Raw genomic sequence first — 13,590 nt, 5'->3', positions numbered from 1 at the left:
TTTGACAAGATGGTTGCTCAAATTAATTGAAGCATTAAAATATGTCATCTAAAAACATGAAGCTGTTCTTTTGGTTATTAATCTTGATAGAAATCAATATATCCATAACGATTTTCAATAATAACAGTCTGATGGCCTGTTCCTACTTTATTTTGGTGAATACCATCAATCGCTTCTAAGTCAACTTCACCTTTATCATTATTCACCTTGAAAATCGTATCTTCAAGTGGCTGACGATAACCTACAGAGACTGTTCCTTTATCATTTTTCAGCTGCATTGGAATATCTTTAGGTATATCCATTAAATCAAGCACGCCGAAACGATTATCAATATTCATACTTTCAAATGATGATGTCTCTACATCAAATGCACCTTTATTTAACTTTATGTTCATATGTTTGAGCGAACTTTTTACAATATCGAAATATCCCGACTGTACATCTACATCGAATTGGTTAGCTTTTATACCGTCAATCTCGCTACTCACACCTTCGCCCTTAATGTGAACTTGCTCTAATAACCGTTCTGGCACTTGGATATACAATTCTTTTTTTCTCTCTAAATAAAATGGATTAACATTAATTCCAGGTCGGCTTTTATTTTGATTTACATTAATATAAAGTGTTCCGTCTTTAACTGTGGTATCTAGTTTTACCTTGTTGCGGTCAAAGGTACCGTATACTTGTAATTGACTCCCCTTTTTCAATGAAAGGTCAGTGTTATACGCATCTACATTGATTGATTTAATATTTGATAATGGGTAACTTTTGCGTATAGTTTTATCTTCTTTATGATATTGATTGTCAACAAAAGTATAATAATATGTGCCAACGCTACCAATAATACATAAAATCAACCCTATCACAAATGTAATCAAAAGAAATTTTTTCATCGATGTGCACTCCCTTTAATTAAAGCGGCATTCCACTTTAAATATTTAACTATCAGGATATAGCTCCATTTAATAACAATCCATAAAACAACTAATATCATTAATCCCAATCCAAACCATCCGATAGCAGCAAACCAATCAGCTATATAAACAGTCCCCCAATCAGGATTAACTTCCTTAAACATAAGAATAAACGGAATCGCCAAAAAAAATAATGCCATAACGATTAATAATATCATAAAGGTGATAAACATTAGTAAAGGCCCCAGTACTAAAATGAAATTTAAAATACTTAAACCTAATACAGCAAATATGGCCTGAGCGATATTAAAAGAATTTTTTTCATTTTCAGCTGTATGAATTGCGCTACTTGCTGAGAGATCACGCGCGATCCCTTTAGGAGAACCGAGTATTTCAGCAATCTCTTCTTCACTTCGTCCATCTTTAAGGCCTTCAATAAAATGGCGATCATACTCAGCCACAATATCTTGCTTTTCTTCTTCAGGGATGTTTTTCAAATGCAAGTACAATGTTTGCAAATACTCTTGTTTTTTCATGTCGTCTCACTTTCCTTTATAAATAGTGTTACAATCTCCATAAATTCATGCCACTCTGTTTTTAATTGTTCTAACCTTTCTTCACCCATAGAAGTCAATTGATAATATTTGCGGGCTGGCCCTTCATTCGAAGGTTGATAATATGTAGTCAACACCTGATCTTTAACAAGGCGCCTCAAAATAGGATAAACTGTCCCTTCAGCGATAATCATTCGCTGAGATATTTTTTGGACAAGCGCATAGCCATATTGAGGTTCCCTCTTAATAATTAAAAGCACAATCATTTCAAGTGCTCCCTTTTTAAACTGGATATTCATTGATTCACCTCTATATACATAACATAGTACTGAATAATGTATAGTACTCAAAAAGAATATAACACTTACTACTATATATTGCAAGGTACTAAACACTATATTATAAAAAGTTTGAGACCATTCTGGAACATAGATATCTCGAAGTTTTCTTATAATGAGATGATTCATTTAATGATACGAAAGTGTCTTTTTTAAAGTATTTTAAAGTAAAATGACATGTATATCACGTCGTATTGTTGGTGAGACGCCTGAGGGAATAGGATGAGCATCGAGACCGGGGCTCTACCCATCCCCTAGGAAATGCAAGCCAAACAATGGTTCTATAGTAAATCGGACTAGTGTATAAATAATTTCATTTATTTGATTGTTCCATAAAACCTCGCTTTTCTAGGCGCCTCAGAAGTCTCGGCTTAGGAAACAATCAAATGTGCTATATTTATTCACACCCCTAAGTTATAAAATATGTTTTACCAACTCAATTTTACTGATTTATGTTGTATTAAAAGAGGCATTAATGTTCAAGACTTTATGATCACACAACGAAAAAGGCGTTAAGCAATCCATTATTGCATAACGCCTTAATTTAATGCGACCAGTCCAATTTGACTGAGAGCCCAAACAATACGAATGATTGATAACAGAAAAGCGTAGAGGTGATTTTATAAATTTCTTTATGGTATTATTTTTTTGATTTTCAAATTGAAATGGAATGGGGTCTTTTGTTTTTTCGATTTTCAAGCAAATTCCAGAAAGTTTATGCTTTATATCTTTTAATGTCACTTTTTTATAGAATTATCTTTAGGATCACTTACTACTAATTTTTTATTAAGTTGATATTTATATACAACTATATAATGTCCAAGATCATCCTTACTGTTTTCGTGTAATATTATAGGATAGGTTAAATTTGAAAAAACTTCTTCCAATCTTTCCATATTGAGTTCTATAGCATGTGCTTTAAAATCTCCATACATTTCTAAAAAATAAATCATATCTTTTAAATTATAACCTTCGCGTTTAAAAGAAATATCTTTTAAAAAATCAATACTTATATTATTTTTTTGAAAGATTTATATATTGAAGTTACACAAGCCAGACCACAATCATATTCGTCAATTTGTTTAGTGTGTTTTATTCCCATTCTCAATTATTCATCCTTATGTAATTTTAAAAAATCGTAAATTTCGAAGTAATTTTTATCTTGAAATTTATGAAAAACATACCACTCGTTATTATATAAAATGAGGAGAGAATTATTTAATAGCCCCTTTTTTAATTTAATATCTTTAATATTGTTTATAAATAAAGACTCTGTAATGGGCTCTCCATAAACGTTTTCGGATTTAAATTTTAAGTATTTATTATTTAATGTTAATGTTCCTGGATAACTAATTCGTCTAAACATAAATGTTTTAAAACTACATTTTGTTTTCATTTATAACAACCTCTCTGTTTTTTTATGTTCTACAAAAATTAACAGTATTTTTTAAAATATTCACAATTAGCTTGAGTACTACCACAACCATAAGTATCGCTTGCTGCTGTGACACACATAGTCCCCACCAGTAAGTACAATATGCAGCATCTTTTGCTTTGCTAGCTTTAGATTTTTTGCCACCTGCAAATTTTTCTAATTCATTTACATCTAACTCTCTCATTAAGTCTTCCATAGAAACCATAATTTCTATAATTATAATTAAATTTTAAATATATAATATAATATATTTATACTAATTGCAAGCGTTTTCTCAAGTAGGGCTTTTTTAAAAAGTAATATATGATAGATTATTGATATGTATATGATGAATAAGCTATACAAACGCGCTACCCATAATGTATGTTATGACAATAAAAACATACTAAGATTAGCTGTGAAGAAATTTATGACGATAGATTTCTTCACAGCTATTTTTTATAGTTGTAGAGAGAAGTAGATCGAGCAGTCCCTTGGATCTTTGAATCCGCAATTTAAACTGATCAGCTTTACTCTCCTTTTGAAATTCGATTGAAGTATGTTGGGTTCTTGAAACCGTGTATAGGAAAATGAGATGAAAAAGGCTAAGTAAAGTTCAAAGCTTCTCAATTCTTTAAAGGAGGCTATATTTATCAATTACTTAGGTGTTGATATTAGTAAAAGAAGTAGTGTCGTAGCTCATTATCATAACGATCAATTTCAAAGAGAATTTACCATTCAAAATAATAAAAATGGTTATAATTATTTATTAAAGTATTTGAATGATTTAGACCACCTACAAATCATTTTTGAATCTACTGGTATTTATTCAAGAGGTATGACTCGATTTTGTCGCGTAAATCAAATTAATTATATTGAGATGAACCCGTTAGAAGCTAAATTCAGAACAAGTTCTTTAAGATCATGGAAAACTGATAAGTCAGACGCACATAAACTTGCGCAATTAGCACCTACTTTAAAAGGAATGGAAACCTTACCTATGTATGAAGCTATCTTCTTTGAGTTGCGAGAGCGTGTACGTTTTCATCTGGAAATTGAAAATAAACAAAATCGGCTTAAATTTGAAATTGTTGAACAGCTTCATCAAACTTTTCCTGGTTTAGAAAAATTATTTAGTAGTCGATATTCTATCATTGCACTTAACATCGCAGAACGATTTACTCATCCAGATATGGTGAGAAATATGGATATTGATACCCTTATTTCTTATATATTCAATTCGACTGATAAAGGTCTATCTATGAATAAAGCTGAAAATCACGCACACCAATTGGTTAACATTGCTCGGGAAAGCTATCCGAATGTCGATAGACATTCATTCCTTGTAGAAAAAGCACGGTTGTTAATTAGACAATTAAAACAATCTATACAACATCTTAAACAATTAGATGAAGACATGATTCAATTAGCGCAACAACTTGATTGTTTTGAACATATTCATTCAATACCAGGCATTGGAAAACTATCTGCAGCTATGATTATTGGAGAACTTGGAGATATTACGCGATTTAAATCGAATAAACAATTAAATGCATTTGTAGGCATCGATATCAAACGATATCAATCAGGTAGTACGCAAAGTAGAGACACAATTAATAAGCGTGGCAATAAAAAAGCAAGAAGATTATTATTTTGGGTGGTTATGAATATAATAAGAGGGCAGCATCATTATGACAATCATGTCGTCGATTATTACTATAAGCTAAGAAAGCAGCCTCATGAGAAAGCTCACAAGACTGCCGTCATCGCTTGTATTAATCGTCTCTTAAAAACGATTCATTATTTAGTAATGAATCAGAAATTGTACGATTATCAAATGTCCCCACATTAGCCAACCGTACAATCAAATACAGTGTAACACCTTATTCAAAAAAATTAAATTGAACGGGCTAATTTAGTAATGCTTATTTTAAACATAAAGACTTGACTAATCGTAGGAAAGGGGCTGGGACATAGGGTTTCAGCTCCCAAGAAAAACACCACAAAAATCTTTTGAAATGATTTTTGTGGTGTTTTTCATTTGAATTCTACTTGAAATTAGCACTTACCGTGCTAACTTTCTTATGTTTAGTGCCATAAGGACAATTCCAATTTCACATTCGACTTTAGATTGAGTGCGCACGGATAATCTTTTGAAACCCAAATTAGCCTTCAGATTTCCAAAAGTTGATTCGACATCTATTTTACGTTTTTTGTAGATGGCATTCATTTTAGGTTCTGAAAGCAATTGTTTTATATAATTTTTTAGAAAATCCCATGTAAAGTTTTTCAGTAATTTTTGGTTTGTTTCATACATTTGCTTCGTAATGGGCAATCGAAACAATCTTCACATCTGAAACGTATATTTGTTGGCATTTGCTTCAAGCTTAGTTCCATCTATGTAGACAACCTCTTCAGATATTAATTTATCTTCGATTAATTGCGCTCTAAAACCAACAAATAAGGTTTGTAAAATTCCCATCATATGTGGATTCACTCTGAACCTATTTATAGTTCTGTAAGAAGGTGTTTGCCCTTGGGCAAGCCACATGAGGCGACAGCTATCTTTAAGAAGAAATTCTATTTTACGTCCTGAAAAAACAGATTGAGAATAGCTATAAAGAAGTATTTTTAACATCATCTTTGGATGATATGAAGAAGGACCTCTATGAGTATAGTAGTCATTAAATTCTTCATCAGGGATGGATTCAACAAGATGATTAATAATAGTAGAAACATCATTTTTTGGAAATGTAATTTCCGTTTCAATTGATAGTGTGAGTTGAGACATGTTACAATTTTTATACATATAAAGTTCCTCCGTATCGTTTTGTTTGTGGTTATTCATTATTATACGTGAGGGCTTTATTTTTTTGAAATAATATATAAAAAGAATCGATTAAGTAAAATGATTTTACCTAATCGATTCTTTTTTTGCTAGGAATTATGTCCTAGCCCCTACGCTATTATTTTGGGATTGATGTCCCAGACTCGTCTCAAGTGCTATGATTATTTGCTAGTGATATCTCTTTTGTTTATAAAATAAGCAATCGTTTCGTAGTCTGTTTCTAAAAATAAAGTATAACCATCCAATAAATCCACCGCTTCAAAAGACGCATCTATTGGAATTATGCATAGGCAGTCTAAATCTATATTCCCTTGAGCTTCAATCTCACCTTCGAGCCCAATCAATGTATACGTGATAGCAGGAAGACCTTCTACTTCTTTAATTTTCACTGTTACTAAAATTTGTTCTGTATCTTGTTGACATACTGCTTCAACTTCAAAATGCACGAGACGATCGTTGTCACGTTCTAAAATATACATATTTTCACTCAAATGTGTATTCAAACAAATGTGTGATGCTAATGTGCTCCATAAGGGCTGATCAACATTACTCATTTCAATTCGATTCTCTCCACCATGAATTAATGAGGTAATATCAAACTCAGACGCTTCGACTGATGATGGTATTTGTCCGACGTATCTACCATTGACTTTAAGTGTATAGCCTGAACTAACGTCTGAAATATTAAGATGATAGTCCTTAGAATAATCATAATCATTTATTGTAAATTGACGCTCATATTTAAAAGTTAATCTTCCACCATTTTCGTCAATTCTTTTAATGTCATCATTGACTAGCCCTTGAGAGGAATCAACACGAAAACATAAAAGTGGCTGTTCATCGTCCTTTTCAACTTGACAGATCCATTTCCCAGATAGCGTAGTAACAGCGTGTACTTCATGCAACGATGTCGTTTTAAAATATTCATCTTGACTCATATACGGAATATATTTTTCACGTTTATTTAATTGATATATATTATTTAAATTGTCGCATTTCTCCATAATCATATCCCCTAAAAATTTTTTATAGATTTAAATAGAACAATCCATAATTTAACACAATAATTTTTAGATACATATATTAACATCGATACAAAACATGGTAAAATGTTTCCGGATTATGAGAAAAAGGAGAGAACATTTTGCAGTTACTATGGAAGATATTTAAAAGAGACCATCTTGATGCTAATATCGATGAATGTGGTATCGAAATTGGAACTTTACAATCTAAATATGAATATATCGTCACTAAGCCTGCAGTGCTTCATATAGTGACATCTGGTACAGGTACACTCGTGTACAACGATAAAATCTATCAATTATATAAAGGAGATATTTTTTTACTTCAACGTGGAATGCATGTCCTTTATTACGCATCTTCTCATGATCCATGGACTTATTATTGGGTCGGTTTTAGTGGAAAGCTTGCAATGGACTTTTTAAACCGCACACAACTTGTTGATACGTGTGTCATCCAAAATGAAGATACAACTGAAATCTCACACTTAATTTATCAGATGTGTCAACGCGCTGTATCTTATAACATTAGTGTTTCTGATGATATTTCACTTTTAAGTGAACTGTATCGCTTGCTTTCTTTACTTCATCACTATTTTCCAAGAGCTTTTAAAGTAACTCATAACGAAATGTATAAAACCGTGCGTGAAGCCATTCAATATATGCATCAAAATTATATGAAGTCCATTAAAGTCCAAGATATCTCTCGACATGTAAACGTTAGTCGAAGTTACTTATATAAAATATTTATGAAAAATGTCGATCAATCTCCACAGCAGTATTTAATTCAGCTTAGAATGTATCATGCTGCTCGCCTCATTAAAGAAACAGATAAGCAAAATCAAGAGATTGCTTATCTTGTAGGCTACAAAGACCCTCTACGATTTGCGAAATCATTTAAGAAACATTTTGGGATAACTGCAACAGATTATCGAAAAAAATTTAAATCATCTCTAAATTAAATTATATTATTTAATAATGTATAGCTTTTTCTAGCCAGAACAATTATAATTATATAGTATGGGATTGAAAGCCCTTTCTCACATCAACATCAAGGGGGGATAATAAGTTGATCACTTTAAATAGTATAACGACTTTATTTATTGCATGTTTATTATTAATTATTGGTCAAGCTATCGTGAATAAAGTAAGTATTTTTAATCGTTTAAGTATACCTTCTCCTGTAATTGGAGGATTAATATTTGCGATTCTCTCTGCTTTATTATCAGCAACTGGCGTTTTAAAAATCGAACTTGATGGCAAATTCTTTCAAGAGTTTTTTATGCTTGCTTTCTTTACAACGATAGGTCTTGGCGCATCATTTAAACTATTAAAATTAGGCGGAAAAGTCCTTATTGTATATTGGATTTTATGTGGTATTCTTGCCACATTCCAAAACGTTATAGGTGTTTCGTTAGCTAAAGTTTTACACATTGATCCATTACTCGGATTAACAGCTGGGGCAATGTCTATGGAGGGTGGCCACGGGAATGCTGCTGCTTATGGACAAACAATACAAGAACTTGGTATTGAATCTGCTGTCACTGCCGCATTAGCTGCTGCAACACTTGGTTTGGTTGCTGGTGGACTTATCGGTGGTCCTGTTGTGCGTTACTTGATTAAAAAGTATGACTTAAAACCAGTAGATGCTAATGTCGCGCAAAAAGACTATTCTGAAATTGATATAAATCGTCGTTTAAAAAAGAACTTTACTTTAAATGAAGTCTTCTTTATTCAAATATCAGTTATTTTATTCTGTATGGCACTCGGTACATATTTAGGAAATGTATTTAGTGAATGGTCTGGCATCAACATTCCACTATATGTAGCATCCATGTTTATTGCAGTCATTATCCGTAACATTTCTGAATTTGGAAACTTAAACTTAATTGACCTAAAATTGACAAATCAAATAGGTGATATTTCTTTAAGTATTTTCTTATCTATTGCATTGATGAGTATACAATTAACCGAAATTTACAACTTAGCTTTACCACTTGTTGTTATCGTACTTTGTCAAATTATCTTCGTAGCTTTATTCTCGATTTTTGTTGTGTTCCGATTACTCGGTAAAGATTACGATGCAGCAGTAATGATTGGTGGTTTTATCGGTCACGGTTTAGGTGCAACACCGAATGCTATGGCCAACTTAGACACGATTACTAAAAAGTTTGGTAATTCACCACGAGCTTATCTAGTTGTACCAATTGTCGGCGCATTTTTAGTTGACCTACTAGGCGTTCCGATTATTACACTTTTTATCAACTTTTTAAAATAACTTAAAAACCCGGAAAGACGTCATCATGAACGGTCTTTCCGGGTTTATTTATTACGGTTGTTGTCTTGTAATTTGCCATGGATATGGATTCTCTAATTTTGACCAGTCTAAGTCAATTTCATCACTATTGATGAGACAAGCATCCAGTTCTTTTGTGATTGCGTCTTCATCTAAATCGACACCGATAATCACAAGTTGTATGTGACGATCCCCATACTCAGGATCCCAATCTGCTCTAACATCTTCCCTCTCTTGTAATATAGCAGCACGTTCAGCTTTAGGCATTGTCGCTACCCAGAATGTTACTGGATGGATATCTACTGCTGTTCCTGCCTGTGAGACAAGACAGGCCACTTCATTGTACTGTGCAAGCCAAGCAATACCTTTGGCGCGGACAATATTATCTGTCATATTTTCAAGCCATTCATTAAATCGAACCGCATGGAATGGTAAGCGTCTACGATATACAAATGACGAAATACCATACTCTTCTGTCTCTGGTGTATGTGTCGCATGCCCGCCTGCTTCAAGTTCTTGTAACCAACCGGCAGACTGACTTGCATTTTCAAAATCAAATAATCCTGTTTCTAATACATCTTCTAAATCCACCTCAGAGTTCACCGTTCTTATAATCTTAGCTGAAGGTTGTAATTTTCTAAGCATTGCTTCTAACTGATTGGCATCCTCCTCTGATACAAGGTCAATTTTATTTAAAATTAATACATCACAGAATTCAATTTGATCGATAAGTAAGTCAGCAATTGTACGCTCATCTTCTTCACTAACACCTTGATCTCGATCAACAAGTAAATCACCTGATTGGTAATCTTTAATGAAACGATTGGCATCAACTACCGTTACCATTGTATCGAGTTGACATATTTTCGTTAAATCAATGCCCAATTCTTCATCAACATATGAAAATGTTTGCGCAACCGGAACAGGTTCGGAAATCCCTGTAGACTCGATCACAATTTGATCAATTCCTCCACGTTCTACAATACGTTCGACTTCCCGTAATAAGTCTTCACGCAAAGTACAACAAATACAACCATTCGATAATTCGACTAATTTTTCATCAGTTCGTGATAGCCCACCACCATCAGCGACTAAATCTTTATCAATATTCACTTCACTCATATCATTAACAATAACGGCAATACGTCTATTTTCTCTATTGTTGAGTATATGATTCAGTAGAGTCGTTTTACCTGATCCTAGATAACCGCTTAATACTGTTACTGGAATTTTATGCATAAATATCCTCCTATACTGCAAATCGAAATAATTACGATTTAAAGTATATAACATATACATAAATAAACGCAATGTTTAAAATCAAATTGCTGACTATTTTTTAGCTACTTATATTGTAAGAAAATTTCTGAGATTATCAGAATGCCTATGTAACATGAAGCTCATTAGTCATCATTCATATTCTCTTTTTATTTTTAAAGTTGTCTTTGTTCCATCCATCCCCTTAAATATGGATCCAATACAATAGGTACTTGCCTTAATTCATTTATATTTTTCACATTAAGTAACGTCATCACCTTTTGCATTTGCCGTTTAAATTGCTCAACATACTCAATCGCTGCATTGATGTCTTCATTTTGAACTTTAAGTAAAATATTACGTGACATTCCTACAGCTTCCGCCCCTAAACGCAGTGCTTTGATTGCATCAAGTGGGTGACGTATCCCTCCACTTGCTAAGAGATGTACTTTACTGCTAAAGTTCCGTGCTTCTAGTAAAGAAACTGCTGTTGACTGCCCCCAGTCTCGTAAATAATCCATATTCTGCATCGTGCGTCGCTCATTCTCTATTGTCGCAAAATTAGTCCCTCCTTTGCCGCTCACATCCACATATTTCACACCGCAATGCATCAACATCTCAATCGTTTCATAACTCATTCCAAACCCGACTTCTTTCACAATAACAGGAATTTCAATCGCTTTGACTAAGGCTTCTATGTGAGATAACCAATGTTTAAAAGAACGACTTCCTTCTGGCATGATGAGTTCTTGTGGTGCATTCACATGAATTTGAAGTGCATTCGCTTCAATCATCTCAATGGCTTTCTTGGTGTGTTCAATACTTACATCCGCACTCACATTGGCCCAGATTTGCCCATCTGAGTGAATACGTCGTACTACTTTATAAGAATCTCTTACATTGGGATTTTTTATACCTGCATGCATACTTCCTACCGCCATGGCACAACCTGTGTTTTTCGCAACATATGCAAGTTTTTCATTGATTTCACCTGTCCATTGCGATCCGCCAGTCATCGCGTTAATATACAATAAATGTGGTACATTTAAATTTGGAAATTGAGATGTCAAAGTTACATCAGCTACGTCAATAGAGGGTATTGCATGATGCACAAATTGAATACGATCAAAATCAGATTGTTGATGATTGTCTTGATTCAGTGCAAGTGATACATGTTCATTCTTTCTTTGTTCTCTTCTTTGCCCCATATTATTCACATTCCCTTTTATATCATGATTAATTTGACTATACCATATTTTGAATATGTTTTATTTATTTCACGTTTTTTTCTAATTCGCTATAATTGAGCTATATGAGATTAGGGGGAGTTATATGTTGCAATTTCCATTTTACGACACCGATCAAGTGCACGATGAATGGATTGATCGTAATGGTCATATGAATGATGCTGAATACGCTCGTGTATTTAGTTTAGCAATCGATCATTTTCATGACGAAATTGGCTTAACAAATGAAGCACGTGAAGAACGTCAGTACACCGTCTTTACACTGGAAACACAAATTAGTTATTTAAAAGAACTCAAAAAAGGAACGCCTTTTAAGGTGCACGTTTCAATCTATGATTATGACGAAAAACGTACGCATTTTTTCTTAGAACTCATCAATGAACGTACATCAGAATGTGCTGCGACTGCTGAAACCATGATGATGGGAATGAACCGTAAAGAACGTAAACCTGCACCATTCCCAGAGGATATTTATACACAGATTCAAAATTACTTTGAATCCCAACCTGAACGCAATTGGCCAAAACAGTTAGGACATCGAATACATATTCCGAGTTAATCCTGTTCTTACTGCACTAATCACTTAATTTAGAAAAGATAAACCCCCAAAAATGTCAAAATGACCTTTTTGGGGGTTACATCTATCAAATAAGATTAGCATTTAATCTGTTACGCCACGCGCTTTCATATCTTGCTTTGTCACCACTGGATAATTCTTGAATATCATTGAACCTAAAAATCCCCATATCAAACCGATAATACCCATAATAACGCCATATAAGATAACGATATGCCAGTCGTTAAATCCAAACATGACAAGAAAACCTGCAATCGGTGTTGCTGTTCCAGTTGCATCATTTATTAAACCTGATAGTGCGATAACTAAACCAGCAGACGCACCGCCTAGAAAATTCGTAATATAAACTGGTATAGGATTGGCAGATACAATATCCGCTTGTGATAAAGGTTCAATACTGACAGAAATGGTATCTTTTCGGTTACCTAACTTTAATCTATGAAACAATGTTCCATTCATAAAAGCTGAGCTAAATGCAGCCATAGCACCAATAGCCATTGGCACCCCTGTCAATCCGAGTAAAGCTGTGAGTGCCATTGAACTTAGAGGTGCAGTACCTACAACTGTAATAATACCACCCAAAACAATACCCATTACTACAGGATTAGCATCTGTTGAACTTTGAATGATATCCCCGATTTTAACAAGTGTATTATTAACAATAGGTGTCAGCCCTAGTGCAATCAAACGTGCTAACGGGGCTACAATAATAACTGCACCAATCAAATCAACACCATCTGGCACATATTTTTCAGTATACTTCATCAAATAACCAATGATATATCCCGCAAAAAAACCAGGTAACAAGTCCATACCGCCACATGCAGCAGCGATAACTAGTGCATATACAGGTGAAACACCAATCGCTAGTGCAGTCAAACCTGCAGCCGCAACACCACCAAGCCCACCTGCTGCATCTCCCAAATCTTCTAAAAAGGAAATTCCTAAAACTTGACCGCCAACATATTTGTTAAATGCTTCAACTAAAAACGTTGCAATTGCTGCATTTGCTAAAGCTCCCATGGCACGCATACCATTAGGTGCTTTGTATGTAAAAAGTGTGAAAATTACAAGTACTAACAGCAAAAATGCAGTACCGATTAATAAATCCATATAAAATCCCCCT

General features: G+C 33.7%; 15 protein-coding genes and 2 pseudogenes. 5 read left to right on the top strand and 12 right to left on the bottom strand.

All coding sequences use genetic code 11. The features are described 5' to 3' along the window. Positions 1-77: 77 nt before the first annotated feature. From C7J90_RS05380 to C7J90_RS05355, 6 genes are all read right to left on the bottom strand, one after another. The gene (locus C7J90_RS05380; protein ID WP_103209117.1) at positions 78-893 is read right to left on the bottom strand and encodes a DUF4097 family beta strand repeat-containing protein; all 816 of its coding nucleotides are present in this window, start codon (positions 891-893) and stop codon (positions 78-80) included. Beyond that, positions 890-1,450 (bottom strand): HAAS signaling domain-containing protein, encoded by a 561-nt coding sequence (locus tag C7J90_RS05375; RefSeq protein ID WP_103209119.1) that lies wholly within the window; start codon positions 1,448-1,450, stop codon positions 890-892. Before C7J90_RS05375 ends, C7J90_RS05380 begins: the two co-directional genes overlap by 4 nt. Next, positions 1,447-1,767: a PadR family transcriptional regulator gene (locus C7J90_RS05370; RefSeq protein ID WP_103209120.1), complete on the bottom strand. Its 321-nt coding sequence runs from the start codon at positions 1,765-1,767 to the stop codon at positions 1,447-1,449. Before C7J90_RS05370 ends, C7J90_RS05375 begins: the two co-directional genes overlap by 4 nt. Positions 1,768-2,543: 776 nt before the next feature. Then, entirely contained in the window at positions 2,544-2,813 is a 270-nt protein-coding gene (locus C7J90_RS05365) for a cysteine peptidase family C39 domain-containing protein (RefSeq protein WP_269780137.1), read from the bottom strand. 2 nt (positions 2,814-2,815) lie between these two features. Then, positions 2,816-2,908 (bottom strand): cysteine peptidase family C39 domain-containing protein, encoded by a 93-nt coding sequence (locus C7J90_RS12320; protein WP_115865796.1) that lies wholly within the window; start codon positions 2,906-2,908, stop codon positions 2,816-2,818. Positions 2,909-3,224: 316 nt separating this feature from the next. Continuing rightward, positions 3,225-3,437, bottom strand: coding sequence for a hypothetical protein (locus C7J90_RS05355; RefSeq protein ID WP_158701912.1), 213 nt, complete (start codon positions 3,435-3,437; stop codon positions 3,225-3,227). A gap of 435 nt (positions 3,438-3,872) precedes the next feature. Between C7J90_RS05355 and C7J90_RS05350 the strand changes: the two genes are divergently transcribed. Continuing rightward, positions 3,873-5,072 (top strand): IS110 family RNA-guided transposase, encoded by a 1,200-nt coding sequence (locus tag C7J90_RS05350; RefSeq protein WP_280522916.1) that lies wholly within the window; start codon positions 3,873-3,875, stop codon positions 5,070-5,072. A 213-nt stretch (positions 5,073-5,285) separates the two neighbouring features. On the opposite strand, the gene C7J90_RS12180 is transcribed toward C7J90_RS05350, so the two are convergent. The 3 genes and pseudogenes from C7J90_RS12180 to C7J90_RS05340 all read right to left on the bottom strand — a co-directional run bounded on the left by C7J90_RS12180 (position 5,286) and on the right by C7J90_RS05340 (position 7,072). Beyond that, complete coding sequence (locus C7J90_RS12180; protein ID WP_232618868.1) at positions 5,286-5,537, bottom strand: transposase; 252 nt, start codon at positions 5,535-5,537, stop codon at positions 5,286-5,288. A gap of 39 nt (positions 5,538-5,576) precedes the next feature. Continuing rightward, positions 5,577-6,029: pseudogene (locus C7J90_RS12175) on the bottom strand (transposase); the annotation flags it as partial. A gap of 200 nt (positions 6,030-6,229) precedes the next feature. After that, positions 6,230-7,072, bottom strand: a complete 843-nt coding sequence (locus C7J90_RS05340; protein WP_158701911.1) for a sugar-binding domain-containing protein — start codon at positions 7,070-7,072, stop codon at positions 6,230-6,232. 140 nt (positions 7,073-7,212) lie between these two features. Between C7J90_RS05340 and C7J90_RS05335 the strand changes: the two genes are divergently transcribed. Both C7J90_RS05335 and gltS read left to right on the top strand, forming a co-directional pair. After that, positions 7,213-8,049: an AraC family transcriptional regulator gene (locus C7J90_RS05335; protein WP_103210074.1), complete on the top strand. Its 837-nt coding sequence runs from the start codon at positions 7,213-7,215 to the stop codon at positions 8,047-8,049. Between the two features lie 107 nt (positions 8,050-8,156). Then, the gene (gene gltS, locus C7J90_RS05330) at positions 8,157-9,365 is read left to right on the top strand and encodes a sodium/glutamate symporter (protein ID WP_103210076.1); all 1,209 of its coding nucleotides are present in this window, start codon (positions 8,157-8,159) and stop codon (positions 9,363-9,365) included. A 51-nt stretch (positions 9,366-9,416) separates the two neighbouring features. On the opposite strand, the gene C7J90_RS05325 is transcribed toward gltS, so the two are convergent. Further along, positions 9,417-10,622: a GTP-binding protein gene (locus C7J90_RS05325; RefSeq protein WP_103210078.1), complete on the bottom strand. Its 1,206-nt coding sequence runs from the start codon at positions 10,620-10,622 to the stop codon at positions 9,417-9,419. A gap of 194 nt (positions 10,623-10,816) precedes the next feature. Next, positions 10,817-11,848 carry a type 2 isopentenyl-diphosphate Delta-isomerase gene (gene fni, locus C7J90_RS05320; RefSeq protein ID WP_103210080.1) on the bottom strand — a complete coding sequence of 344 codons (1,032 nt, stop codon included), beginning with the start codon at positions 11,846-11,848 and terminating at the stop codon, positions 10,817-10,819. Positions 11,849-11,972: 124 nt separating this feature from the next. Here fni and C7J90_RS05315 point away from each other — a divergent pair, with 124 nt between their 5' ends. Further along, positions 11,973-12,446 (top strand): thioesterase family protein, encoded by a 474-nt coding sequence (locus C7J90_RS05315; protein WP_103210082.1) that lies wholly within the window; start codon positions 11,973-11,975, stop codon positions 12,444-12,446. A gap of 102 nt (positions 12,447-12,548) precedes the next feature. Here the strand turns inward: C7J90_RS05315 and C7J90_RS05310 are convergent, their stop codons facing one another. Continuing rightward, positions 12,549-13,532: a PTS sugar transporter subunit IIC gene (locus C7J90_RS05310; RefSeq protein WP_232618920.1), complete on the bottom strand. Its 984-nt coding sequence runs from the start codon at positions 13,530-13,532 to the stop codon at positions 12,549-12,551. Here C7J90_RS05310 and C7J90_RS12170 point away from each other — a divergent pair. Continuing rightward, positions 13,510-13,578 (top strand): annotated as a pseudogene (locus tag C7J90_RS12170) (hypothetical protein); the annotation flags it as partial. The gene C7J90_RS05310 and the pseudogene C7J90_RS12170 overlap by 23 nt on opposite strands. Positions 13,579-13,590: the final 12 nt, after the last annotated feature.

The organism is Staphylococcus felis (genome assembly GCF_003012915.1).
Lineage (GTDB): Bacteria > Bacillota > Bacilli > Staphylococcales > Staphylococcaceae > Staphylococcus > Staphylococcus felis.
Note: the sequence above shows the minus strand (reverse complement) of the source record. Positions and strands in the feature narration are given on the sequence as shown.

What these genes read in the sequence shown, in the direction of transcription:
- C7J90_RS05380 (WP_103209117.1), bottom strand. Translation starts at nt 893, where the DNA reads ATGAAAAAATTTCTTTTGATTACATTTGTGATAGGGTTGATTTTATGT.
- C7J90_RS05370 (WP_103209120.1), bottom strand. Translation starts at nt 1,767, where the DNA reads ATGAATATCCAGTTTAAAAAGGGAGCACTTGAAATGATTGTGCTTTTA.
- C7J90_RS05325 (WP_103210078.1), bottom strand. Translation starts at nt 10,622, where the DNA reads ATGCATAAAATTCCAGTAACAGTATTAAGCGGTTATCTAGGATCAGGT.
- fni (WP_103210080.1), bottom strand. Translation starts at nt 11,848, where the DNA reads ATGGGGCAAAGAAGAGAACAAAGAAAGAATGAACATGTATCACTTGCA.
- C7J90_RS05315 (WP_103210082.1), top strand. Translation starts at nt 11,973, where the DNA reads ATGTTGCAATTTCCATTTTACGACACCGATCAAGTGCACGATGAATGG.
- C7J90_RS05375 (WP_103209119.1), bottom strand. Translation starts at nt 1,450, where the DNA reads ATGAAAAAACAAGAGTATTTGCAAACATTGTACTTGCATTTGAAAAAC.
- C7J90_RS05355 (WP_158701912.1), bottom strand. Translation starts at nt 3,437, where the DNA reads ATGGAAGACTTAATGAGAGAGTTAGATGTAAATGAATTAGAAAAATTT.
- C7J90_RS12320 (WP_115865796.1), bottom strand. Translation starts at nt 2,908, where the DNA reads ATGGGAATAAAACACACTAAACAAATTGACGAATATGATTGTGGTCTG.
- C7J90_RS05340 (WP_158701911.1), bottom strand. Translation starts at nt 7,072, where the DNA reads ATGGAGAAATGCGACAATTTAAATAATATATATCAATTAAATAAACGT.
- C7J90_RS12180 (WP_232618868.1), bottom strand. Translation starts at nt 5,537, where the DNA reads ATGTATGAAACAAACCAAAAATTACTGAAAAACTTTACATGGGATTTT.